The sequence below is a fragment of the Pseudomonas sp. MWU16-30323 genome (assembly GCF_020515595.1).
Taxonomy (GTDB): domain Bacteria; phylum Pseudomonadota; class Gammaproteobacteria; order Pseudomonadales; family Pseudomonadaceae; genus Aquipseudomonas; species Aquipseudomonas yamanorum.
The window spans coordinates 238,672-261,601 of the sequence record NZ_JAIWYM010000006.1 but is presented as its reverse complement, the minus strand read 5'-3'; the positions used below and the strand labels follow the sequence as shown (position 1 = coordinate 261,601).

Below are 22,930 nucleotides of genomic sequence, written 5' to 3'. Positions count from 1 at the left end.
CTCCTCAATCGTCTCGTGTGAGTACTTCCAACAACTCAATTTCAAAGCGCAGATTACTGTTGGGCGTGATATGCGCACCCATCGAGCGCTCGCCGTAGGCCAGGTGCGCCGGCACAAACAACGTGCGAATGCCGCCGACTTTCATGCCCATCAGCCCCTGGTCCCAGCCTTTGATCACGCGTCCGGTACCGATCACGCACTGAAACGGCTTGCCCCTCTCCCATGAAGAATCGAACACCGTGCCGTCCTCGAGGGTGCCGGTGTATTGCGTGGTGATCAGGGCGCCTTTGACCACGGTTTTGCCGTCGCCGAGGCGGATGTCGGTGATTTCCAGTTCGTTGTTCATTTTTTCTCGTTTTGTGTAGCGCGCGAATTGCGCCAAACGGGCGTTTTCCCAGAGTCAAACGCGTTTGGCAAGCTTGGGGTTGGGATCGCACGCTCCAACCTACAAAAAACCACGAAAACACCCCTGTCAGAAACTCTCCTCACCCGATTTACCTTGTTCAGCTCAGCGAGCAGCCTACCCCTTCAAAAAAATGGAACATCAAGGACGGCCTACGTGACAATAGGATCAGATTTCAATTACCCGGCTGACATTGCTATTGGTACCTCTAGAGAAAAGAGGTCTATCAAAAATAAATGGCGAGGCCGTTTTCCCAGCCCGCCAGATTTATGCTTCGATTATCGAGCCTTAGTTGAGCAAACAGGCGGAATCGCCAACTCGATCAATTCGAATCACAGAATATGCATTATCGGAGCGGGTATAACGGGACTTACTGCAGCACGAGAACTCTATCGCTGCGGCTTTAAAAATATATCCCTGCTCGAAAAATCCAAAAGAATCGGCGGCAGGCATCTTACCGTACTTGGCGGCCAGCACTCCAATAATACAGGCCGCCCCCCCTTTGAAATGGGTGCTATGCGGATGCCCTTCTTTAATCGATCTGACGAACTGCCCACTGACGGTAGATCCCTGATGGCCTATTACGCCAAAGAGTTTGAACTTGCTCATTCAAACTTCCCCAACCCGGGAAGCCCATGGGTCAAATCAACCGGTATCTACTTACGCGAAGGAAGTATAGATAACAGTGGCCAGCCAACTATGCTGATCTGGAAAAACAAAGATGGGATAACGCCACCTCCTGGCGAAACCCTAAGCGCGGTTTTTGCAAAATGGGAAAATTTTGCCAAACGCATGACTCAGAAAGTCGCGGTTTTCTATGGAAGCGAGCAATGGGAGTTACTTTGGGCCGCCATAGTTGAAAGATACGAAGGTATCTCGTTTCGGGATCTAGTAAAAATGCCGGTTATTGAGTCTTGGAGCAAGGACCGTCCCGGAGACTTTGGAGGCATGGGGATGACAGCAAAAGAATCGGCGGTATTCTACGCAATTGGAATAGGCGATGGCAGTTGGGGCGCTTTTTATGACATATGCTCGCTTTATCCCCTGCGTACTGCGATTTTTGGTTTCAGCAGTCATCTCCAGTTGATTCATGGCCGGGTCAAACTGGATGGCACGACAGTCGACTCTCCACACCTGGAAAGCTCGGCCGTTTTTGACTCCCGGGGTCTTAGGTTTAATAAGCCCAGCTACAAAGGCCTTGGGGCCTTAGCAGAATGCATGCTCTTTATGAGCATTCCTGAAACAGGAAACTCCGTTTATGAACATAGTATTGAAAAGTCGAATGGACTACTAACCGACTCTCCGGTAAAAAAGCTTGAAAAGCTCAAGAGTGGGAAAACACGAGTTCATTATCAATGGAACTCAAGCAATCCCAAAAAAATTGAGCCCTGCTATGCCGACTTCGATTCGGTCATCATCACCCTTCCCTCCTGGTTGATCGAAACACAGATGCTACTCGAAGGTTTCGACCAAGAGATGCTCCCTTTCGATACGATAAATGCTTATAAAACCGCGCACTGGGAAACCAGCTGCAAAGTATATGCCCCATTAAAAAAATCGTTCCTATCTAAAAACACAAAAATCCCTCAAGCCATTGTGACCGACAGTTTCATACATGATGTATATACCTATCGCTATAACGACCACTACACCTACGACTGCATACTTCTGAGTTATACCTGGGAAGACGATGCAACGAAACTATCTTCGCTAAGTGACAAAGAACTGATTACCAAGTGCATTGAAGAGCTGGATAGAATCCTGATTAAATCCACAAACATTCAAGAGAAAATCTCTCCATACATAGGTCACGACCAAGCTATCGTGCAACGTTGGATGAATGACAGCAACTCGTTGGGGTGCGCAAAACTGTATAGACCGGGAACCTACTATGAGGCTGTGGGCCTAATGAAATACAACAAAGACTACTCATTTAAATCTGGACTTTACCTCTGCGGCGAATCTTTTTCAGTAGATGCCGGGTGGACAGAGCCATGTTTCAGGGGCGCAATAGACACCGTCATAAATATATGCAACAAAACTGGCGCTAAATTCAACGGAGGATTCTCTATGCACGACTATCCAGAATACAAAACCGAGCATCCACACCAGTCTAATTAAATAGCCAGCACAAAGGCTTTGGGGGAACTAAGCTACACAGCTATCAGACGCGTCCGACTTTCATTTAAACATCGGGTCGCCTTTTATAAACATCCAGTCATTCCCTGGCTGAATAAAATAAGAGGTCACCCGCAATGAGCGATCCAACAAGCCCTGTTCGCATAGCTGTCATTCAGTTTGATCCCCAAGTGGGGATGGAAAACCGGGAACGTAACCTACGTCATAGCCTTGAGCTGGCAACGGAAGCAGTGGGCGGCGGAGCCAATCTAATCGTGCTGCCAGAGCTCTCGAACTGCGGCTATTTCTTCTCCAGCCGTCAGGATGCATTTGATCACGCCGAGGCCATTCCGGGCGGGCCGAGTGTGCAAGCCTGGATGGATTTTGCCTGTAAACATCAGGTGTATCTGGTGGCAGGCCTCAGCGAAATCTCCGGCATGCAGCTGTTCAACACCGCCGTACTGCTGGGACCGGAGGGTTTTATCGGCAAGTACCGCAAGGCCCATTTGTGGAACCTGGAAAAGCTCTGGTTCAGTCCCGGCGATGTAGGGTTCCCCGTATTTGAAACACCCATAGGCCGTATAGGCCTGCTGATCTGCTGGGACATCTGGTTCCCTGAGGTGCCGCGCATCCTCAGCCAGCAAGGCGCCGATATTATTTGCAGTCTCAACAACTGGGTATGGACGCCGCCTCCGTTGTTCGACGATGCGGGGAAGTGTATGGCGTCGTACCTCACGATGACCGCAGCCCATGTCAACAACGTGTTTATCGCCGCCGCCAGTCGTATCGGAGAGGAACGCGATGCGCGTTACCTCGGGTGCTCGCTGATTGCCGGAACCAACGGCTGGCCCATCGGCGCGGTAGCTTCAGCGAATCGGCAGGAGATCCTCTTTGCCGATGTTGACCTCACCAGCGCTCGCAGTGCACCTATCTGGAACAGCCTCAACGACTTGCAGCGGGACCGGCGTGCGGATCTTTATGACCAAATGCTCGGGTATACCCAACATCGCGCCCTGCCACGCTAATCGGAGGGCGCATGATGGAAACCCTTTTAGAAAAACCGTCCCTACACCACTCCCGAACCGATAAGACAGTCATCGCCCTGGGCGTTGCCAGTGCATTGCTGATCCTATGGATAGCCCTTACTTACCCTTGGCCGGGCTATGTCGACATGGTGACCAGCCTTCCTCACCCCATCGCCTGGCTGCGCTGGGTGCTGGGTGATATCAGCGAAGTCGCGTTCTACAAACATGAACTGGCCTCAATCGGCCTGCTGGGCGGCGCGTACCTCGCGTGGTGGGCCAGCCGTACAGGCAAGCCCTGGCAAGGCTTTGCCATTTCGTATGGCACCGGGCTGTGGCCGTGGTTGGTGACCAGCTCATTACTCGGTTTACTGCTGAGTAATGCGTTATGGGGATGGACCGTGACCGCTAGCACTTGGCAACCGACGTTTGCAGCATTTGTTTCACTGCCGGCGGCCATGGTGCTGATGTTCGGCGGCGGCTGGAAAGTAACGCTCAATGGCGCAGTGCTGGGGGCCTTGCTGGTCACACCGATGTGTTTGTTGATCGTCAATTACATCTGCCTGCCGCTGGGCTTGCCGGTGGTAATCGGAAACGTGCTGGGGATGGCGGTTGGCAGTGTGATTGCGTTTATAGTGTGCCGTCGCGTGCCGATTTTGGTACGCAGCGACTACATAGCCCCGATAAAGCCCGCGCCCTTGAAGCCACCGACCTATGGGGCGATGTGGAGCGTGCGAAGGGTGTTGGCGGACTTTTCCGAAGCGCCCTTCTTCGGCAATGAGCTGGCCAGCCTTGGCTTATTGGCTGGCGTGTTACTGGCTTATGCGCTGAACCCGATGAGCCCGGCCTATGGATCTGGCCTGATAGTGCATCTGATCGGCGCGCAAGCGCTGACGTCTGCGCTGGGCGTGGTGATCTGGCGACATCAGTGGATCAAACGCGGTTGGTATCCCACGTATGTTCCTCTGGTGTCGGTGGTCCCGGCAGCGGTGTTGACCCATGGCGGCAGTTGGGTGGTGATGGGATCAAGTGCGCTGCTCGGCGCGCTGATCGCGCCGCCACTGGCCTGCGCCATTGCAGGACGGTTACCACCGCACGTCCATCCTTACATCGGCAACGTAATCTCAATGGCGTTGAGCACCTTGATGGTGGTGCCATTGGTGGGATGGTTAGCCGTTTAGCCACGCGCTCTTATGCCGGGCAAAGGAATGCCCGTGCACTCACAGCCAATGCCAAAACCGACTCCAGAACCCCCGCCCCAGATCATTCTTGCAGCCCGCATATTGCGCCGCATACATCTGCGAGCGTGCCTGCACCTTGCTCGCCACCGGCATCAGCCAGGCTTTGCTCGCGTAGGTACGCTGACGATACCCGCCCCACCCTTCGTGGTAGTTCAGGTATTGGCCATAGGCATCGTATTTGTATACGCCGTTGATGGTGTAGGTCTTGTCCATGTACCAGCCGACAAAATCGATGGCGTCGTCAAAGTGCTCGCGATTGGCGCCAAAGCGGCCGGTGCTTTTCTGGTAGTCGCTCCACACTTCATCCTTGGCCTGGGCGTAGCCGGAGGCGGTGGACACACGGCCCCAGGGGATGATCCATAACAGGTATTTACGCGGGGTCTTGGCGTCCTGGCGGAAGCCGGACTCCTGGTACATGATCGCGAATGGCACCTGGATCGGTACGCCCCAGCGCGCCTGGGTCACCTTGGCGGCGTCGTACCAGTCGTCCTTTTCGCGGAAGATGCCGCAGATGTCGTTGGGGGTGCGCGGCGGCGAGGTTCCGCATCCAGCCAATAAGGCGGTGAGTAGCAACAGCCCCGTGGTTTTTACTGCGTTCAAAAGCCCACCGTTTCATCGTGAGAATAAAAAGGCGGGCAGTTTACTCGTTCGGCGGGGTTGATGCAGAGGTGAAAGCAGGACTATTGCTGTGGCGAGGGAGCTTGCTCCCTCGCCACACAAAGTACCTCAAATCATGCTCAGGCCAATGGCACCCGACGTGTAGTGATCGCCAGGCGACCCACGCCAAAGCTCAACGCTGCACCCAGCAGCAACATCAACAAGGTGCTCCACGCAGCGCGGGACAGTTGCTTGGCCGCCACTTCACCGGCTTCACGGGCTTTCTGTTCAGCCTGTTGCTTCAGCTCGTCAACCTTCTGCACGGCCTGCTGGTAGGCCTGGGCGTAGTTGTCGACGATCTGGGTCGCTTCAGCCTGGCTCTTGCCGGTGCGGGCGGCGACGATGTTGACCAACGCCTGCTTGTCTGCTGCATTCAACGCGGGCTCACCGGACGCCTTGACGCGCTCGAACCACTGCTTCAGTTCATCACCCGCCTGGGCTGGGTTGGTCGCCGCATCGTTGGCCGATTGCTTGCCATCCGCAGCCGCTTGATCGGCTTTTTGTTCGACGTTGGCAGGGTCCAGTTCAGGCTTGCCGCTCTGCTTGAGCAGTGTGTCGAGCTGGCCTTGCAGGCTGTTCCAATCCAGCTTGATGCCCTGCTCATTGAGTTGCTGCTTGACGCTGTCGCTGATGCCCGGCGCCACCGCGGCGATGCCGCTACCGGCCGCCGACAACCCTTTACCCACGACGTTACCCGCGGCACCGACAACACTGGTGGCCAGCGCGGCGAGCAGCCAGGTGGTCAGCAAAGTGGTGATGGTCCAGCTCAGCACGCCATGCAGGCCGCCGCGATCCGGTGCGGTACGCCCGGCCACGAATGCACCGGCACCGATGGCCAACAGCGTCGAGACAAACAGCCAGATTCCGGCACCGGTGCCAAAACCGCTCAGCGGGTTACCGGCCGCCATCGGGTTGACTGCACTGGCGCCAATCGCGGTGCCGAGTACGCTCAACACCAGGTAGGTCACCAGGGCAATTGCACTACCGGCCAATACCGAGCCCCAGGAGACGCGAAACAGAGAACGGTTGGTTTCATAGACAGTGGTCATGTTAAATCCTTTGAACAGTGGGTACGTGGCCAGTTTGGCGAGGCACCTACCCTGCGGTCTCGGCACAATTGCACTAGGCGCACTGGTGCATTCGCACCCCGCGCCGGGCACTTTCTCTGCACTATCCTGAGCCTCAGGTGTCGTACTTTTCATGCGACTTACCCCAGGAGAAACCATGAGCCAGGCCGTCCTCGCCAAAGAAACCAACCGCCGCCAACTGCAGCAGATCATCTCCGGCTTGTCCGATGGGGTGATCCTCGCCGAAGCCGACCAGACCATCCTCTGGGCCAATGAAGCCGCGCTGCTGATGCATGGCGTGGAGAAAGTCGAAGACCTGGGTGCCAACACCAAGGAATACGCCGCACGCTTTGCCTTGCGGTATCGCAACAACCACCCGCTGGTGCTGGAGAATTACCCCCTGAGCCGGGTGGCAGACGGTGAAGAGTTCAGCGATGTGGTGGTGGAAGTCACCCCCACCGGCGATGAGGAAAAAGTCTGGGTGCATCGCCTGCGCAGCCTGGTGCTCGACGACGCGTCGGGCAAGCCGGAGTTGCTGGTGTTGATCCTGAGCGACGCCACCGAATGGGCCAGCGCCGAACAGCGCTTCGAAAAGACCTTCAATGCCAACCCGGCGCCGGCGGTGATTTGCCGCTTGAGCGACCTGCGCTATATCAAGGTCAACCAGGGCTTCCTGGAGATGACCGGCTATAACCGCGACCAGGTGATCGGCCATTCGGTGTATGAACTGGACGTGCTGGAACAGGCCGAAAACAAGGACCTCGCTATCAAGCGCCTGGGCGAAGGCGCGACCATTCCGCAGATGCAAGCCGAACTGAAACTGCCCGAAGGCGGCAGCAAACTGGTGATCGTGGCCGGCCAGCCGCTGGACATGAATGAGGAAGACTGCATGCTGTTTTCCTTCACCGACCTGGAGCCCCGCCGTAAAGCCGAAACCGCCCTGCGCCAGAGCGAGGAACGTTTCGCCAAGTCGTTCCGCCTGACGCCGGTGCCGACCCTGGTGTGCAACGCCGCCAACCGCCAGGTGGTGGATATCAACGAAGCCTTCATGACCATCACCGGCTACACCAGTGAAGAACTGATCGGCAAATCCATTGAAGACATCGACTTTATCGACAGCCCCCAGGCCTGCACGCAACTGTTCACCACCCTGGAAAAAGCCGGCAACCTCGACGGCCTCGACCTGAAGATCCGCAAGAAAGGCAATGAGCTGATCGACTGCGTGTTGTCTGCCGACACCGTCAGCATCCAGGACGTGCCTTGCTATTTGCTGGTGCTGATGAACATCACCGAACGCAAGCGCTCCGAGCTGGAACTGGTGGCCGCCATCGAGGAAGTGATGCAGGACGCCTCATGGTTCAGCCAGACGCTGATTGAAAAACTGGCCAACGCCAAGAGCGTCAACAGCCCCAACGTGCCGAATATTTCCTTTACCGACCTGACCGCCCGGGAGCGCGACGTATTGGGCCTGATTTGCGAAGGCCTGGCCGACAAGGAAATCGCCTCGCGCCTGAAACTGGCGCCCAACACCGTGCGTAACCATGTGGCCACGGTGTACTCCAAACTGGGGGTGCATAGCCGTAGTGCAGCCATCGTCTGGGCCCGTGAGCGCGGGCTGTTTGCCGGTGAATTGCGGGTTAAAAAGCCGAAATAGAGTGCAAATGCACTAGTGCGACCGGTGCAAATTCGCCTTATTGCGCGGGGATGCACTGCTTAACCTTGAAGAGTGGGCACAGGGCTTTGGGTCCTGTGCTGTTGAGATGTCATGCCCTTTAAGGAATCCATCATGAAAAGCGAACAAGTCAAAGGCGCCGTCGAAAAAGTGGCCGGCAAGGCTCAAGGTTTTCTGGGTGATCTGACCGGTGACGAACGTCTCCAGGCCGAAGGTGTGGCCCGCCAGGCCGCTGGCCAATTGCAGCAAACCTACGGTGATGCGCTGGACACCGTTGGCGACTTTGCCAAGCAAAAACCCTTGGCTACCGTAGCGATTGTCGCCGGTGTCGGCCTGCTGCTGGGCCTGTTGCTGCGTCGTCGCTGAGGAGAGCCCTAATGTTTACGCTCTCCCAACTGCGCAACTGCATCGAAGAGGCCCTGTCGCCCCTGACCTGCGAGTTCACCCTGTGCCGTGACGCCTCGTTGACCCTCAAAGTCTTCGATGCCGAAAGCGGCCGGGTGGACCTGGTGGTCACCGGGATCAGCGTCAACAAGCTGCAGACCCCGCAGGAAGTGGAAAAGATGGTCGACGAGTTGCGTTACGAATTGCAGAGCAACACCGTCGGCAAACTCAGGCTGGATGACCTACCCCTGCGCCCTTTGTAGGAGCGAGCCCGCTCCTACAGCAGTTAGCGTGCCTTCAACGACGCCCCGATAAAATAGAACACCCCTCCCCCGACGATAAACGCTGCCAACATGTAGAACATGTAGTGGGCCGGCAGGCTGGCCAGTACCAGCCCGCACAACACCGGCCCCAGGGCAGCGCCGAGGTTGGACAGGTTTTGCGCGCCGTAATACATGCCCCGCAGATGGTCCGGGGCGATGCGGTCGATAAACATGTACTCGGCCGGAAACACCACGATTTCACCCACGGTAAAAATCGCCATCGCCACTATCCACCACCACACGTTGCTCGCCAGGGCAAAACCGATCACTCCCAGCATGAACATGCCCAGGCCGAAGATCAGCCACTGGCTCAGGTAACGGTGGGAAATCCTCCGGCCAATCGCGTATTGCAGGGCAATCACCAACACGGCGTTGGTGGTGAGTACCGCGCTGATGATGGTGTAGGTGTATTCAGCGGTGGTGGTAGTCACCAGGTATTGCGACAGGTACGCGGTGAACTGGCCGAACACCACGGCACTCAGCAGCCCGCCGATGGTAAAGCACACCAGCCGATGATCCCGCAGCAGTACGCGGCCCACGGCGAGGAATGACACCGGCTTTTGCGTGGTGTCGACAGTGGCCAACGTGCGATCGCCCCAACGCCCATACAGCAGGAAAAATCCGAGGCCCAAAACCGCCGACAGGATAAACGGCAAGCTGATATCGAGCTTGGCTATCATCGCGCCAAAAAACGGCCCTACGGCGTAACCGATATTGGTCAGGGTGTACTTGATGGAAAACGCTTCGCTGCGTTCATCCTCCGGCAACAGGCTGGCAAACCCGGACTTGATCGCGATATCGATCACCGCGTACGCCAGGTTGATCAGGATCAGGCAGCTGTAGAACGACCAGATTTCCCGGGCCAGCACCGTGCCGATAAACCCCAGGGCAAACACCACGCTCAAGCTGAGCAACAGCCGGTAACTGCTGATGCGGTCTACCAGGAAACCGCCATACACACTCAGCAGCGAACCGACGATCAATGAGCTGCCGATCACCAGGCCGACCTGGCTGATGTCGAGGGCAAAGTGGTTAGTAAGGTAGATCACCAGATACGGAAACGTGATGGCTTTGGCTAGCGTGAGGATCAGCGTGGCCGACAGCAGCAGGTTCACGGTACGTGGGTAGTTTCTTATTGTTGCAAGCATCCTGCTCTCATTCTGGTCGAGGTAACGGGGCCATTGCAGCCCGCAAACGGAAGTACCTTAACGCAAAACAAAAAGGAAAAATGCTGATTTATGCATTTATGCAAAAATCAAATGCAGCGGGATGAGGACGCGGTCCTTCATCCCGCTGAACGCTTTATTTTTTAACCGGTGTGATGTCGAGAATCGTACCGTTGGTGGTTTTCAGCAACACGTACTTGTCGTTAACCCGGGCCCACTGGCTGTCTTCTTCCGGCTGCTTCAGGCCGTGTTTCTTCCAGTCGGCAATGGCCGATTCCTTACGCATCAGAATGTCTGGCGCGCGGTCGCCGGTCTTGAGGTCACGGGTATTGATGTTTGAAGGCTGCACGGTTTTTTGCGGAGTATCAGCGGCCTGGACGGTAAGACTGGCGGCGGACAGACTCGCGGCAACCAGCAGGCAGGCAACAAGGGATCTGGACTTCATGGGCACTTCCTTCAATGAATGACGCGTAAAGACTCCGACCGCAGCCGTGAAGAATCATTCAGCGAAGTGATTGAAGCGGCGGACGGATGGACGGGCAGCGACCGAGGCGGCGATTAATCAGATAAGATTGGTTCTTTTTTCCAGCTGCTCAGGAAGTCCAATGACTGGTACCCACGTCATCATCATTTTCGTGACTGTTGTCACCTTGCTCGCGCTTTACGTTTACGGCACCTACCGAGAGCTGGTGGCGCTGCTCGATCGTTGCAAAAAAGCCTTCGGCCAATTCAAGGAGGCCGAGCAACAATTGGCGGCGGCGCAAAACGCCTCGTTACCCACCGCAGAAATCGCCAGCCTGGAAAGCCGTGTCGCGTTCACCCGCCAGCTCTTCCACGACTCGGTCAACAACTACAACACCTACAAGCACAAGTCGCCGACGTCGGTGGTGGCCGAGCTGCTGGGGCATCGTGATGATGTCAGCCTGTCGGGGTTTTGAATGATCGTTCCCACGCTCTGCGTGGGAATGCCGCTCCGGACGCTCCGCGTCCCATCCATGCACGTTTTCAAGCCCGGCGCCGTGGTGACGCGGAGCGTCACACAGTGCATTCCCACGCAGAGCGTGGGAACGATCATGATCCACCAACTGCATACCCATTGCCCTTGTGAAATTAATCCTGTAATTTTTCATGAAATTTCTCGATAAGAATTTCACGAAGCGCCCATGGACAAGCAAGAAGAACTCGACGCCCTGGCGATCCTGATTCACGACCTGCGCAAGCACAAGAAGCTCACCCTGGCGCAACTCGCGCAAAAGATCGAGCGTTCCGTGGGTTTCCTGTCCCAGGTTGAACGCGGCCTGTCGCGCCCTACCGTCGCCGACCTTACCGCCATCAGCCACGCCCTCGGGGTGCCCACCACCTATTTCTACAGCCTGTCCAAACCCAAGGCGCTGGACTGGGTGACCCGCCCCAACGAACGGCGCACGGTGTATTACGCCAATGGCATCACCGACATCCTGGTGTCGCCGAGCATGCACGGCGCGTTCTCGATCCTCGACAGTCTATTGGCCCCCGGCGCCAACAGTGGCGAACAGACCATGAGCGACCGTGCCGAACAGGCTGGTTATGTACTGGAAGGCGAGTTGACGCTGTGGGTCGAGGGCGAGGCCGACTCGGTCACCCTGGGCCCCGGCGACAGCTTCCACCTGGCCAGTTTTGCCCACTGCCGCTACGGCAACCTGACCGACCTGCCCGCCCGTGTGCTGTGGGTCTACAACTAGGAGCAACACCCGTGAAAAGCCATGCTGCCACGCTTTTGGCCGAAGTCCGGACCTTTCGCCAGAACCATCCCGATGTGCGTTATGTCGACCTGATTGCCCTGGACATTCCCGGGCATTTCTACGGCAAGCGCTACCCGGTGGACATGCTGGAAAAAGTCGCCGCCGGCAGCCCTTTGAAGCTACCGCAGAACGCGGTGCTGCTGGGTGCCCAGGGCGGCCTGTTCAAGATTGGCGACTACTGCTTTCACGACGGTGACCCGGACGCTAATCGCCGCCTGGTACCCGGTACCCTCAAGCCGGTGAGCTGGGAAGCGCAGCCCCTGGGGCAAATGCTGATCACCTCCGACGGCACCGAAGCGCCCATCGAATTCGAACCCCGGGAAGTGCTGGCCAAAGTGCTGGAGCGCCTGCACCGCAAGGGCATTCACCCGGTGGTCGCGTTTGAGCTGGAGTTCTACCTGTTCGATAAAAAACTCAGCGACGGCCTGCCACAATTCGCCCGTGACCCATTGAGCGATGACGCCGACGACCAGCCCAACCTGCACATCGAACGCCTGTCGCGCTTTGCGCCGGTGCTGGATGACATGGTGGAAACTGCCAAGGCCCAGGGCATCGACATCACGGTGATCACCGCCGAACTCGGCCCCGGCCAGTTCGAGATCAATTTCGGCCACCTGGACGACGGTCTGCGCGCCGCCGACTGGGCCGCCCTGTTCTGCCGCAGCACCCGTGGCGTGGCCCTCAAGCACGGCTATCGCGCCAGCTTCATGGCCAAGCCTTACCTGCAACACCCCGGCAGCGGCATGCATGTGCACGTCAGCCTGTACGACGCGGCGGGTAATAACCTGCTGGCGGCCCACCAGCAGCAACCGTTGCGCCACGCGGTGGCTGGCTGCCTGGAACTGCTGCCCCATTGCATGCCGATCTTCTCGCCCAACCACAACGCCTTCCGCCGGCTCGGCGGTACGGTCAACGCGGCCACCCGCGCGTGCTGGGGTTATGAGGACCGCGACGCGTGTGTGCGCATCCCTGAATCCGACCCGCGCAACTTGCGTATCGAACATCGCCTGGCGAGTGCCGATGCCAATCCGTACCTGGTGCTGGCGGCGATTCTGGTGGGGCTTGAACAGGGTCTTGAGGCGGCCAAAGAACCCATCGCACCGCTGAACGAAGACCGCAACAGCGGCACGGATTTCCCCCTGGAGATGCTCGAAGCAGTGCGCGCCATGCAACATCAGCCAGCGTTGCGTGAAGGCCTCGGCGCCGAGTTTGTCGACGTGTATTGCGAAAACAAACGCCAGGACCATCTGGCATTCCAGCAGGAAATTCATGCGCGGGAATATCGCTGGTATCTCTAGGTACTGATGGTTAGCCTCGTGGGCATCTCTGGCTAACCGCGGACTTGCCCATGACCGACCAAAGCGCCCCGGCCCTGAAGGAAATCTTCAACGCCGAACGCCTGCAACACATCGCCACCGAAATGACGGCGGTGTACCCGGCGTTCGACGCCAAGGGTTTTCTCAAACACGCCAAGGCCGGGCTCGCGGATCTGTCGGTGATGCAGCGCATGGCGCGGGTCAGCGAAAGCCTGCACGCCGTGATCCCGCTGGATTACCCCCAAACGCTGAAGTTGCTGTATGCCCTGGCCCCCCGGCTGAACAGCGCCTTTGTCAGCCTGTTCCTGCCCCACTACGTCGCCAGCTACGGCGGCGATGATTTCAAGCGTTCCATGGCGGCGCTCAAGTACTTCACCACCTTCGGCTCCGCCGAGTTTGCCGTGCGGCATTTTCTGCTGAAGGATTTCAAGCGCACCCTGGCGGTGATGCAGCAATGGTCGCTGGATGACAACGAACACGTACGACGCCTCGCCAGCGAAGGTTCACGGCCACGCCTGCCGTGGTCGTTTCGCCTGGGCGAGGTGCAGGCCGACCCGAACCTGTGTGCCTCGATCCTCGATAACCTCAAGGCCGACAGCAGCCTCTACGTGCGCAAGTCGGTGGCCAACCACCTTAACGACATCACTAAGGACCATCCTGATTGGGTGCTGACCTTGATTGAAGGCTGGTCCCTGGACAATCCCCACACCGCCTGGATCGCCCGCCACGCCTTGCGCAGCCTGATCAAGCAAGGCAACACCCGGGCATTGACGATCATGGGGGCGGGCGCCAAGGCCGAGGTGAAGCTCCATGAGCTCAAGGTTGAGCCGGCGGTGATTAACCTGGGCGACCGGATCAACCTCTCTTTCAGCCTGGAATCCATCGCCGACACCTCGCAAAAGCTGGTGGTGGACTACGCCATCGACTATGTGAAAAGCGCCGGTCACAGCACGTCCAAGGTGTTCAAGCTCAAGGCGTTTACCTTGGGCGCCGGGGAACATCACGCCATCAGCCGTGGCCAACATATTCGTGAATTGACCACGCGCAAACACTATCCCGGCAAGCACGCGGTGCACGTGTTGGTGAACGGGGAACGACTGGGAAGTGTCGAGTTTGAGCTCGCAAAATAATCATTAAAACATTAACAAAGGCTCTATCTCGGGCCTTTCAGCGAAAATAATTGTCGGACAATGCTAGGCATTCGTGTTGCGATCCATTATCATCTGGCGCCTTCTCGGTACCCGTTGGGTACTTGTGTCAATGTTCCACCTGAGGCGCCCATGCTCCGTTTTTCGTTTTACCGTCCCCTGATCTGCATCAGCTGGGGGCTTGCCAGCCACAGCGCGTTTGCCGCCCTGCAACCGATGGCCGAAGCCCCGCTGGCCAGTGACACCGAGCTGCATTGCCACTTCAACCGCGACGCCAGCGTCGACTGCACCACGCGCTACCACTACACCATCCTCAAGCCAAGCGGCCGGGAAATGCTCTCGCGGATCGACTTCAACTATCAGGAAGAGGACGGCTTCGAACTGCTCAAGGCCGAGTCCACCCAGCCCGGCGGCAAACCGGTGCCCCTGGATCAGGCACAAATCGATACCCGCACCGCCCCCAATCCTGACCAGGGATTCTCCCGGGAAAAACAGACCTCGCTGGCATTCCCCAACCTGCGGGTGGGCACGCAAATCCGCTACACGGTGCGCGAACACTATCCCGCCAAACCGCTGATGACCGAGTTCTACTACGCCTTGCAGTTCGGCCCCAGCGCCGCACGGCGCGACCACTTCAAGGCACGCTTCACCGCCGAGCGGCCGATCGAGTGGCGCAGCGAATTGATGGAGGGTTTCAGCATTACGCCATCGGCCAATCGCAAGACCCTGGACGTGGTGCAAAAGGCCCCGACCTACCTCAGCTACATCAACGAATCCGCCAACGCCTACATACGCCACACACCGCGTATCGAAGTCGGCAGCTCCCTGGAGCGCCAGCAGTACTTCGGCAATTTTGCCGAACGCTACAACCAGATCCTCAGCGCCAAGCTGCCGCCCCAGGGCGCCGCCGCCGTGGCCGCCGTTCGTGGCCTGCCGCCAGCGCAACAAGTGGCCGGCCTGATGCAGCACATCAACGACCACTACCGTTACCTGGGCGACTGGCGCGCTTCGGAGCGCGGCTATGTCCCCTTCAGCCTGGCGGAGATCGAACAGCACGGCTACGGCGACTGCAAAGACCTTTCGACATTGCTGGCGGCCATGCTCAAGGCCAGCGGAATCAAGGCCGAACCCGCGTGGGTCAGCCGAGGTGATGTGGTCAACCCGCTGCTGATTCCCGGCACCGGCGCACCGAACCACGCCATTGTCCGCGCCGAAGTCGATGGCCAGGTGTGGTGGCTGGACCCGACCAACCCGGTCTTCGCCCCAGGCCAGACCCTGCCCGACATCCAGGACCGCTGGGTGCTGGTGACCAACGCCGAGGGCCAGGTACGTGAAGAGCACATTCCGCTGCAACCCGCCGCCACCACGTTGATCCTCGACAAGCAGGAACGCTTCGACGCCCAGGGCACCGCCCGCGTCTCGGCCACCGTTGATTTTCGCGGCATGCCGCTGATGCAACTGAGCCTCGCCGACCGCCAGCAAGGCGCTACCGCCAGCGATCAGAACATCTGCGACAACTTCGGCAAACAGATCACCGACTGCCAGGTCGAGCGCCCCGCCACGGCCTTTCTGATCCCGGCCAGCTACAAGGTCAGCGCCACCCTGACGGACATGCGGCCCCTGGAACCGCTGGGCAACGACCACGTCTACAACGATGCCTTGCTGCAGGAGAAATGGGACGGACTGCTCAACTACCGCCGCAACGGGCAACTGGCCGACTTGTACATAGGCAACCCCGAGACGCTGGATTACACCATCGCCCTGTCGGGTGGGCAGATCGACAAGGACATCAAGGCCTGCCAGGTTCGCTCGCCGTGGTACGACCTGGACCTCACGGGTGAACGCGTCAAGGGCGAATGGCGTTATCACTACCTCCTGGTGCAGAAGATACGCTGGCTGACCCACGATGAAATTGTCAGTGCGCCGTTTGAAAAGATGATCAATGAGATCCGGGCCTGTGGGGAGCAGGTGCATCAGGTGGTGAAGCTCTAACCCTCCCCCAACAAAACCCCTTGCTCCCGCGCGCACAGTTCCACCAGGTAATCCCACAACACCCGCAACCTTACCGACTTGTGCAACTCGCGCCGGGAGCTGATCCAGTAACTGCGCTGGATGCTCTCACCCGGCAGCAGCGGCACCAGGTCCGGGTCGCTCGCGGCCATGAAGCACGGCAACACGGCAATCCCCAACCCCGAGCGCGCGGCCTGGTGCTGGGCGATCACGCTGGTGCTGTGGAACACCACTTTGGGGTTGCGGCAGAAGCTGCTGAGGAATTTCAGTTCCTGGCTGAACAGCAAATCGTCGACGTAATCGATCCAGGCATGCACCGCCAGGTCTTCGCGCTTTTCAATCGGTGGCGTGCGGTCCAGGTAGCTGCGGCTGGCGTAGAGGGCCAGGCGGTAGTCGGTGAGTTTGCGGGTCACCAGTTGGTCGACGCTGGGGCGTTCCAGGTGGATGCTGATTTCCGCTTCGCGGTTGAGGATGCTGACGAAGCGCGGCACCGCCAGCAGTTCCACTTCCAGGCCCGGGTAGCGTTCGAACAGGCCGCCCATGCGACTGGCCAGGAACATCACACCCAAACCCTCGGCAACACCGAGGCGGATCTTGCCCAGGGGCGCGGCGGAATGGGTCAGTTCTTCTTCGGCCAGCAGTGCCACGTTTTCCATGGCTTCGGCGTGTTTGAGCAGGGCTTCGCCGGAAGGCGTGAGTTCGTAGCCCTGTGCGTGCTGCACGAACAGCGCGGTGCCCAGGCTCTTCTCGATGGCCTCGATGTGCCGGGCCACGGTGGCGTGGGTGGTTTTCAAACGTTGCGCCGCGGTGAGCAGGCGTCCGCTACGCTGTAACTCAAGAAAGAACCGCAGATCATTCCAGTCGAACATATCGCCTCCGCTCTCCACCTTGAAAGCATCGCTGTCTAAAAACGCACAGCAGCTGGGTAAAAACTAACATTTTTAAGACGAAAACTAACAACTACGATGGAGCCAATAAGAAAAACAAGCGAGGTCACAGATGCATTCTGCAGCTGCTGAATACGATTACGTGGTGGTAGGCGCCGGCCCCGCAGGCTGCCTGCTGGCCAATCGACTGTCTGCCAACCCTGCCCATCGCGTGTTGCTGCTTGAAGCCGGCGGCCGCGATAACTATCCCTGGATCCATATTCCCGTCGGCTACCTGTTCTGCATCGGCAACCCGCGCACCGACTGGTGCTTCAAGACCGAAGCCCAGGAAGGCCTGCAAGGCCGTGCGCTGAGCTACCCACGGGGCAAGGTGCTGGGCGGTTGTTCGTCGATCAACGGCATGATCTATATGCGCGGCCAGGCCCGGGATTATGACGGCTGGGCCGAGGACAATCCCGGCTGGGCCTGGAAGGACGTGCTGCCGCTGTTCAAGCACAGCGAAAACCATTTTGCCGGCGCCTCGGCGTTCCACAGTGACGGCGGTGAATGGCGGGTTGAACAACAGCGTCTGCACTGGCCAATCCTCGATGCGTTTCGCGATGCGGCGCAGCAGAGTGGAATCGAGAGCATCAGCGACTTCAACCAGGGCGACAACGAAGGCTGCGGCTACTTCCAGGTCAACCAGAAATCCGGGGTGCGCTGGAATGCGGCCAAGGCGTTTCTCAAGCCGATCCGCCAGCGGCCCAACCTGACGGTGATGACTGAAGTTGAAGTCGACCGCGTACTGCTGGAGAACGGCCGCGCAGCGGCGGTGGTGGCTCGCCAGCAGGGCCAGCCAGTCACGTGGCGTGCGCGCAAGGAAATCATCCTGTGCGCCGGCTCCGTCGGTTCGCCCGGCATCCTGCAACGCTCCGGCATCGGCCCTTTCAGTGTGCTCAAGCCCTTGGGTATCGACGTGCTGCACGAGTTGCCGGGCGTCGGTGGCAACCTGCAGGATCACCTGCAACTGCGCCTGATCTACAAGCTGGAAAACGCCCGCACCCTGAACCAGATCGCGGGTACCGTGTGGGGCAAGATGGGCATGGGCCTGCGTTACCTGTACGACCGCAGCGGCCCACTGTCCATGGCCCCCAGCCAGCTTGGCGCGTTCGCCCGCTCCGGACCGGAGCAGACCTCGGCCAACCTCGAATACCACGTACAGCCGCTGTCCCTGGAGCGCTTCGGCGAACCGCTGCACGCCTTTCCAGCCTTCACCGCCTCGGTGTGTGACCTGCGTCCGCAAAGCCGTGGCCGCATCGACATACGCTCGGCCAACCCGGCAGACGCGCCGCTGATCCGCCCCAATTACCTCAGCCATCCGGAAGACCTGCGAGTGGCCGCCGACGCCATTCGCCTGACCCGCCGCATCGTCTCGGCGCCGGCCCTGAAACAGTTCAACCCGGTGGAATACCTGCCCGGCGAAGCACTGCAAACCGACGAACAACTGCAAGAGGCCGCTGCCCGCATCGGCACCACGATTTTCCATCCGGTGGGCACCTGCCGCATGGGCAGCGACAAGGACGCCGTGGTCGACGCGCAACTGCGGGTGCACGGTATTCCCGGCCTGCGCATCGCCGACGCGTCAGTGATGCCACGGATCACGTCAGGCAACACCTGCTCACCCACGCTGATGATCGCGGAAAAAGCCGCGCAGCTTATCCTTTCGCCGAACACAAGGAGCCTCGCCCCGGAGAAAGAACTGGTCACCGCAATCTGAACAGCGGCGCCGATTCGGCGCCGACAGTGGAACAACAATAAATAATCACTGTGAGGGCTACCCAATGTCAGAACACGCTCAACCCCTGGACCCGGCGCTCGGCGCACGCTCGAGCAACGACACGCAGAAAGTCATCTTCGCCTCCTCCCTCGGGACGGTGTTCGAGTGGTATGACTTCTTCCTCTACGGCGCCCTCGCGGCGGTGATCAGCAAGCAGTTCTTTGCCGGGGTCAACGACACCACGGCGTTTATCTTCGCCCTGATGGCCTTCGCGGCCGGCTTTGTAGTGCGCCCGTTCGGCGCCCTGGTGTTCGGTCGGCTGGGAGACATGATCGGGCGCAAGTACACCTTCCTCGCCACCATCATCCTGATGGGCCTGGCGACCTTCTGCGTGGGCCTGCTGCCCACCTATTCAAGCATCGGCATCGCCGCACCGATCATCCTCGTGGCACTGCGCATGCTCCAGGGCCTGGCGCTGGGCGGCGAGTACGGCGGTGCAGCCACCTACGTGGCCGAGCATGCACCGGCGGGCAAACGCGGCTTCCACACCAGCTGGATTCAATCCACCGCGACCCTCGGCCTGTTGCTGTCGCTGCTGGTGGTGCTGGCGTGCCGTTACTTCACCGGCGACCAGTTTGAAGTGTGGGGCTGGCGCCTGCCGTTCCTGCTGTCGATCGTGCTGCTGGGCATCTCCACCTGGATCCGCCTGAGCCTGCACGAGTCGCCGGCGTTCCTGAAAATGAAAGAGGAAGGCAAGGCCAGCAAGTCGCCGATCCGCGAATCCTTCGGCAAATGGGAAAACCTCAAGATCGTGCTGATTGCGCTGTTCAGCATCAACGCCGGCCAAGCCGTGACGTTCTATGCCGCGCAGTTTTATGTGCTGTTCTTCCTCACGCAGTTTTTGAAGATGGACCCGGCCCTGGCCAACATGCTGCTGATCATCAGCGTGGTGATTGGCGCGCCGTTCTTCATCTTCTTCGGCTGGCTCTCGGACAAACTGGGGCGCAAGCCGGTGTTGATGGTCGGCCTGCTGCTGGCCACCGCGTTGTACTTCCCGATCTTCAAGGGGCTGGCCCACTACACCAACCCGGCGATGGACCACGCGAGCCGCCAGTCACCGATCACGGTGTTGGCGGATCCAGCCACCTGCACCTTCCAGTTCGACCCGGTGGGCAAGGCGCGTTTTGACAGCCCGTGCGACAAGGTCAAGACCTTCCTGGTGAAACAGGGCCTGCCGTACGAAAGCGCCGCCGCTCCGGCCGGCAGTGCGGTGCAGGTGAGCGTAGGTGATGTGCGTATCGATGGTTACGACGAAGCCGCCCTGAAAGGCGCGGTGACCCTCGCGGGTTATCCGCAATCGGCTGACGTGGCGCAGGTCAACAAAACCATGGTGGTGGTGCTGATCGTCGCACTGATCCTGATCGCCGCCATGTGCTACGGCCCGCTGGCGGCGCTGATGGTGGAGCTGTTCCCGACGCGCATCCGCTACACCTCGTTGTCGCTGCCTTACCACATTGGTAACGGCTGGTTTGGCGGGTTCCTGCCGACGGTGTCGTTTGCGCTGGTGGTGTACACCGGGGATATCTTCTATGGGCTGTGGTACCCGGTGGTGATTACCGGGGTGAGCCTGATCGTCGGGCTGATTTGCCTGAAAGAGACCAGGAACGTGGATATCGACAATAACTAAACTTCGATCCGGCTGACGCTGGAGATTCAGTGTGGGAGCGGGCTTGCTCGCGAAGGCGGTGGGTCAGCCAACAAGTCTGGTGCTGACACACCGCTTTCGCGAGCAAGCCGGCTCCCACATTGGGTTTAGCACCAGACACACAAATTGCTGTATATCCATCCAGATAAAAGTTGCCCAATTCTGATTTATTGCCCATCCTGCTCCCCATTCAATTTCGTAACGAATGTGGTGACCATGCGGCTGTTCCTCTGTGAAAAACCGTCCCAGGCCAAGGATATCGCCGCCGTGCTCGGCGCGACCCGGCGTGGCGACGGTTGTTGGCTGGGTTCAGGCGTGACGGTGACCTGGTGCATCGGCCACCTGCTGGAAACCGCCCCGCCCGACAGCTACGACGCCAAGTACAAGCGCTGGGTACTGGCCGACCTGCCAATCATCCCCGAAAAGTGGAAGATGCTGGTCAAGCCCAAGACCGCCAGCCAGTTCAAGGCGGTCAAGCGTCTGCTGGGGGAAGCCCAGGAATTGGTGATCGCCACCGATGCCGACCGTGAGGGCGAGATGATCGCCCGGGAGCTGGTGGAGCACTGCCGTTATCGCGGTCCCATCCAGCGGCTGTGGCTCTCGGCCCTCGACGACGCATCGATCCGCAAGGCCCTGGCCTCATTGAAGCCCGGTGCAGAAACCTTCAGCCTCTACCATTCGGCCCTTGGCCGCTCCCGCGCCGACTGGCTGATCGGGATGAACATGAGCCGCCTGTTTACCCTGCTGGGCCAACAGTCCGGTTATCAGGGTGTGTTGCCGGTTGGGCGTGTACAAACCCCGACCCTGCGGTTGGTAGTAGACCGCGACCGCAGCATTGCCGACTTTGTACCCGTCGCCTACTGGGCCATCGATGTGGACCTGCTCCACGACAACATCACCTTCACTGCGCAATGGCGCGCGACCGAAGATGCCTGTGACGATCAGGGCCGTTGCCTCAATCCGCAGCTTGCCCGGGACGCCGCCGACGCCATGAGCAACGCCGCCAGTGCGCGGCTGGTCAAACTGCGTACCGAGCGCATGCGCGACGTGGCGCCCCTGCCCTTCGACCTCGGCACCCTGCAGGAAATCTGCTCGAAAAAGCTCGGCCTCGGCGCCCAGGAAGCCCTGGATGTTGCGCAGTCGCTTTATGAAACCCACAAGGTGATTACTTACCCGCGCAGCGATTGCGGCTACCTGCCCCTGAGCCAGCACGGCGACGCGCCGAAAATCCTCGCGGCGCTGGGCCGGGCCGATCCGGCGGTGAACGCATTGATGCCGCACATGGACCCACAACGCCGCTCACGGGCCTGGAACGACGCCAAGGTCAGCGCGCACCACGGCATCATTCCCACCGGCGCCGGCAAGGATGTCGGGCAACTGACCGGCAAGCATCGCGCGGTGTACACCCTGATTCGCGCGCGCTACCTCGCACAGTTCCTGCCCAACCACGAATACGACCGCACCCAGGCAGACTTCGACTGCGCCGGTGAAGCCCTGCGGGCAGTCGGCAAAGTCATCGTGGAACCTGGCTGGAAACGCGCATTGCCGGAAGCATTGGCGCCGGCCAAGGGCCGTGAAGCACCCCCGCCGCAGTCCTTGCCAAAACTGGTTCAAGGCCAGGATTACGCGGTGGCCAAGGTCAACCTCAAGGACCTGTGGACCCAGCCGCCCAAGCCCTTCACCGAAGGCGACCTGATCAAGGCAATGAAAAACGTCGCCAAGCTGGTGGAAGACCCGTTGCTCAAGCAAAAGCTCAAGGACACCACCGGGATCGGCACCGAAGCCACCCGCGCCGGGATCATCCAGGGCCTGCTGGATCGCGGTTACCTGGTGAAAAACGGCAAGGCGCTGTCGGCAACGCCTGCCGCGTTCAGCCTGATTGATGCGGTGCCCCGGGCAATCGCCGACCCTGGCACCACGGCCATCTGGGAGCAGGCACTGGACATGGTGCAAAGCGGTGAGATGAGCCTGGAGGAGTTCGTCGCCAAACAGGCGGCCTGGATGAGCAAGCAAGTCACCCGCTGCACCGGCATGCGCCTGACCATCAGCGGCCCGGCCAGCCCGGCAGGACGGGGTACCACACCGTGGAAAAACAAACGCAAACCGGCCAAGCGCAAGACGGCCACCGCCCCGAAGCGGGCGGCGAAACCGGCAAACAAAGGCTGAGAGGCGCTAAAAAGTCGCGACAATGACGTTTTCGACGGGATGTATGCCGCTTTGGACCTTGCCCTGCCGCAGGCCATCCAGGATTCTGTAGGGCCTGCTAACCTCCCA

At 59.3% G+C, this 22,930-nt stretch carries 20 protein-coding genes; 14 read left to right on the top strand and 6 right to left on the bottom strand.

Annotated features, from left to right (window positions below; all coding sequences use genetic code 11):
- Positions 1-4: 4 nt before the first annotated feature.
- Entirely contained in the window at positions 5-346 is a 342-nt protein-coding gene (locus tag LIY45_RS10620) for an FKBP-type peptidyl-prolyl cis-trans isomerase (RefSeq protein WP_167410185.1), read from the bottom strand.
- Between the two features lie 213 nt (positions 347-559).
- On the opposite strand from LIY45_RS10620, the gene LIY45_RS10615 reads away from it, so the two are divergent.
- The 3 genes from LIY45_RS10615 to LIY45_RS10605 all read left to right on the top strand — a co-directional run bounded on the left by LIY45_RS10615 (position 560) and on the right by LIY45_RS10605 (position 4,724).
- Positions 560-2,524: an FAD-dependent oxidoreductase gene (locus LIY45_RS10615; protein WP_226476265.1), complete on the top strand. Its 1,965-nt coding sequence runs from the start codon at positions 560-562 to the stop codon at positions 2,522-2,524.
- Positions 2,525-2,658: 134 nt separating this feature from the next.
- Entirely contained in the window at positions 2,659-3,546 is an 888-nt protein-coding gene (locus LIY45_RS10610; protein WP_026077731.1) for a nitrilase family protein, read from the top strand.
- A 14-nt stretch (positions 3,547-3,560) separates the two neighbouring features.
- Positions 3,561-4,724: a hypothetical protein gene (locus LIY45_RS10605; RefSeq protein WP_226476288.1), complete on the top strand. Its 1,164-nt coding sequence runs from the start codon at positions 3,561-3,563 to the stop codon at positions 4,722-4,724.
- A 39-nt stretch (positions 4,725-4,763) separates the two neighbouring features.
- Here LIY45_RS10605 and LIY45_RS10600 read toward each other — a convergent pair whose 3' ends face one another.
- Entirely contained in the window at positions 4,764-5,384 is a 621-nt protein-coding gene (locus LIY45_RS10600; RefSeq protein WP_017475463.1) for a hypothetical protein, read from the bottom strand.
- A gap of 137 nt (positions 5,385-5,521) precedes the next feature.
- Positions 5,522-6,490 (bottom strand): hypothetical protein, encoded by a 969-nt coding sequence (locus LIY45_RS10595; protein ID WP_226476264.1) that lies wholly within the window; start codon positions 6,488-6,490, stop codon positions 5,522-5,524.
- Between the two features lie 175 nt (positions 6,491-6,665).
- On the opposite strand from LIY45_RS10595, the gene LIY45_RS10590 reads away from it, so the two are divergent.
- The 3 genes from LIY45_RS10590 to LIY45_RS10580 all read left to right on the top strand — a co-directional run bounded on the left by LIY45_RS10590 (position 6,666) and on the right by LIY45_RS10580 (position 8,827).
- A complete protein-coding gene (locus LIY45_RS10590) occupies positions 6,666-8,162 on the top strand; it encodes a helix-turn-helix transcriptional regulator (RefSeq protein WP_226476263.1) in 1,497 nt (498 codons plus the stop codon).
- A gap of 132 nt (positions 8,163-8,294) precedes the next feature.
- Positions 8,295-8,546 (top strand): CsbD family protein, encoded by a 252-nt coding sequence (locus LIY45_RS10585; RefSeq protein WP_003211583.1) that lies wholly within the window; start codon positions 8,295-8,297, stop codon positions 8,544-8,546.
- 11 nt (positions 8,547-8,557) lie between these two features.
- Positions 8,558-8,827, top strand: a complete 270-nt coding sequence (locus LIY45_RS10580) for a DUF1652 domain-containing protein (RefSeq protein WP_003211585.1) — start codon at positions 8,558-8,560, stop codon at positions 8,825-8,827.
- 23 nt (positions 8,828-8,850) lie between these two features.
- Here the strand turns inward: LIY45_RS10580 and LIY45_RS10575 are convergent, their stop codons facing one another.
- Both LIY45_RS10575 and LIY45_RS10570 read right to left on the bottom strand, forming a co-directional pair.
- Entirely contained in the window at positions 8,851-10,035 is a 1,185-nt protein-coding gene (locus LIY45_RS10575; RefSeq protein ID WP_226476262.1) for an MFS transporter, read from the bottom strand.
- Positions 10,036-10,189: 154 nt separating this feature from the next.
- Positions 10,190-10,498, bottom strand: a complete 309-nt coding sequence (locus LIY45_RS10570; RefSeq protein WP_017475469.1) for an RcnB family protein — start codon at positions 10,496-10,498, stop codon at positions 10,190-10,192.
- A 160-nt stretch (positions 10,499-10,658) separates the two neighbouring features.
- Here LIY45_RS10570 and LIY45_RS10565 point away from each other — a divergent pair, with 160 nt between their 5' ends.
- The 5 genes from LIY45_RS10565 (at position 10,659) to LIY45_RS10545 (ending at position 16,290) form a co-directional block, all read left to right on the top strand.
- Positions 10,659-10,991, top strand: coding sequence for a LemA family protein (locus tag LIY45_RS10565; protein WP_226476261.1), 333 nt, complete (start codon positions 10,659-10,661; stop codon positions 10,989-10,991).
- Between the two features lie 225 nt (positions 10,992-11,216).
- Positions 11,217-11,774, top strand: a complete 558-nt coding sequence (locus LIY45_RS10560) for an XRE family transcriptional regulator (RefSeq protein ID WP_017475471.1) — start codon at positions 11,217-11,219, stop codon at positions 11,772-11,774.
- An 11-nt stretch (positions 11,775-11,785) separates the two neighbouring features.
- Positions 11,786-13,132, top strand: coding sequence for a glutamine synthetase family protein (locus LIY45_RS10555; RefSeq protein WP_226476260.1), 1,347 nt, complete (start codon positions 11,786-11,788; stop codon positions 13,130-13,132).
- A 50-nt stretch (positions 13,133-13,182) separates the two neighbouring features.
- On the top strand, positions 13,183-14,280 hold the full coding sequence (locus tag LIY45_RS10550; protein WP_226476259.1) for a DNA alkylation repair protein: 1,098 nt from the start codon (positions 13,183-13,185) through the stop codon (positions 14,278-14,280).
- 150 nt (positions 14,281-14,430) lie between these two features.
- On the top strand, positions 14,431-16,290 hold the full coding sequence (locus tag LIY45_RS10545) for a DUF3857 domain-containing transglutaminase family protein (protein WP_226476258.1): 1,860 nt from the start codon (positions 14,431-14,433) through the stop codon (positions 16,288-16,290).
- On the opposite strand, the gene LIY45_RS10540 is transcribed toward LIY45_RS10545, so the two are convergent.
- The gene (locus LIY45_RS10540; RefSeq protein WP_010172253.1) at positions 16,287-17,177 is read right to left on the bottom strand and encodes a LysR family transcriptional regulator; all 891 of its coding nucleotides are present in this window, start codon (positions 17,175-17,177) and stop codon (positions 16,287-16,289) included. The two genes, LIY45_RS10545 and LIY45_RS10540, sit on opposite strands and share 4 nt — an antisense overlap.
- A 130-nt stretch (positions 17,178-17,307) precedes the next feature.
- Here LIY45_RS10540 and LIY45_RS10535 point away from each other — a divergent pair, with 130 nt between their 5' ends.
- From LIY45_RS10535 to LIY45_RS10525, 3 genes are all read left to right on the top strand, one after another.
- Positions 17,308-18,951, top strand: coding sequence for a GMC family oxidoreductase N-terminal domain-containing protein (locus LIY45_RS10535; protein ID WP_226476257.1), 1,644 nt, complete (start codon positions 17,308-17,310; stop codon positions 18,949-18,951).
- A gap of 64 nt (positions 18,952-19,015) precedes the next feature.
- The gene (locus LIY45_RS10530) at positions 19,016-20,638 is read left to right on the top strand and encodes an MFS transporter (protein ID WP_226476256.1); all 1,623 of its coding nucleotides are present in this window, start codon (positions 19,016-19,018) and stop codon (positions 20,636-20,638) included.
- A 234-nt stretch (positions 20,639-20,872) separates the two neighbouring features.
- Positions 20,873-22,822, top strand: a complete 1,950-nt coding sequence (locus tag LIY45_RS10525; RefSeq protein ID WP_226476255.1) for a DNA topoisomerase III — start codon at positions 20,873-20,875, stop codon at positions 22,820-22,822.
- The last annotated feature ends 108 nt before the right edge of the window (positions 22,823-22,930 follow it).

Bases quoted from the DNA above. Each gene is read 5' to 3' on its own strand.
- LIY45_RS10620 (WP_167410185.1), bottom strand. From the start codon at position 346: ATGAACAACGAACTGGAAATCACCGACATCCGCCTCGGCGACGGCAAA.
- LIY45_RS10610 (WP_026077731.1), top strand. From the start codon at position 2,659: ATGAGCGATCCAACAAGCCCTGTTCGCATAGCTGTCATTCAGTTTGAT.
- LIY45_RS10605 (WP_226476288.1), top strand. From the start codon at position 3,561: ATGGAAACCCTTTTAGAAAAACCGTCCCTACACCACTCCCGAACCGAT.
- LIY45_RS10595 (WP_226476264.1), bottom strand. From the start codon at position 6,490: ATGACCACTGTCTATGAAACCAACCGTTCTCTGTTTCGCGTCTCCTGG.
- LIY45_RS10590 (WP_226476263.1), top strand. From the start codon at position 6,666: ATGAGCCAGGCCGTCCTCGCCAAAGAAACCAACCGCCGCCAACTGCAG.
- LIY45_RS10585 (WP_003211583.1), top strand. From the start codon at position 8,295: ATGAAAAGCGAACAAGTCAAAGGCGCCGTCGAAAAAGTGGCCGGCAAG.
- LIY45_RS10580 (WP_003211585.1), top strand. From the start codon at position 8,558: ATGTTTACGCTCTCCCAACTGCGCAACTGCATCGAAGAGGCCCTGTCG.
- LIY45_RS10575 (WP_226476262.1), bottom strand. From the start codon at position 10,035: ATGCTTGCAACAATAAGAAACTACCCACGTACCGTGAACCTGCTGCTG.
- LIY45_RS10570 (WP_017475469.1), bottom strand. From the start codon at position 10,498: ATGAAGTCCAGATCCCTTGTTGCCTGCCTGCTGGTTGCCGCGAGTCTG.
- LIY45_RS10565 (WP_226476261.1), top strand. From the start codon at position 10,659: ATGACTGGTACCCACGTCATCATCATTTTCGTGACTGTTGTCACCTTG.
- LIY45_RS10560 (WP_017475471.1), top strand. From the start codon at position 11,217: ATGGACAAGCAAGAAGAACTCGACGCCCTGGCGATCCTGATTCACGAC.
- LIY45_RS10550 (WP_226476259.1), top strand. From the start codon at position 13,183: ATGACCGACCAAAGCGCCCCGGCCCTGAAGGAAATCTTCAACGCCGAA.
- LIY45_RS10545 (WP_226476258.1), top strand. From the start codon at position 14,431: ATGCTCCGTTTTTCGTTTTACCGTCCCCTGATCTGCATCAGCTGGGGG.
- LIY45_RS10540 (WP_010172253.1), bottom strand. From the start codon at position 17,177: ATGTTCGACTGGAATGATCTGCGGTTCTTTCTTGAGTTACAGCGTAGC.
- LIY45_RS10535 (WP_226476257.1), top strand. From the start codon at position 17,308: ATGCATTCTGCAGCTGCTGAATACGATTACGTGGTGGTAGGCGCCGGC.
- LIY45_RS10530 (WP_226476256.1), top strand. From the start codon at position 19,016: ATGTCAGAACACGCTCAACCCCTGGACCCGGCGCTCGGCGCACGCTCG.
- LIY45_RS10525 (WP_226476255.1), top strand. From the start codon at position 20,873: ATGCGGCTGTTCCTCTGTGAAAAACCGTCCCAGGCCAAGGATATCGCC.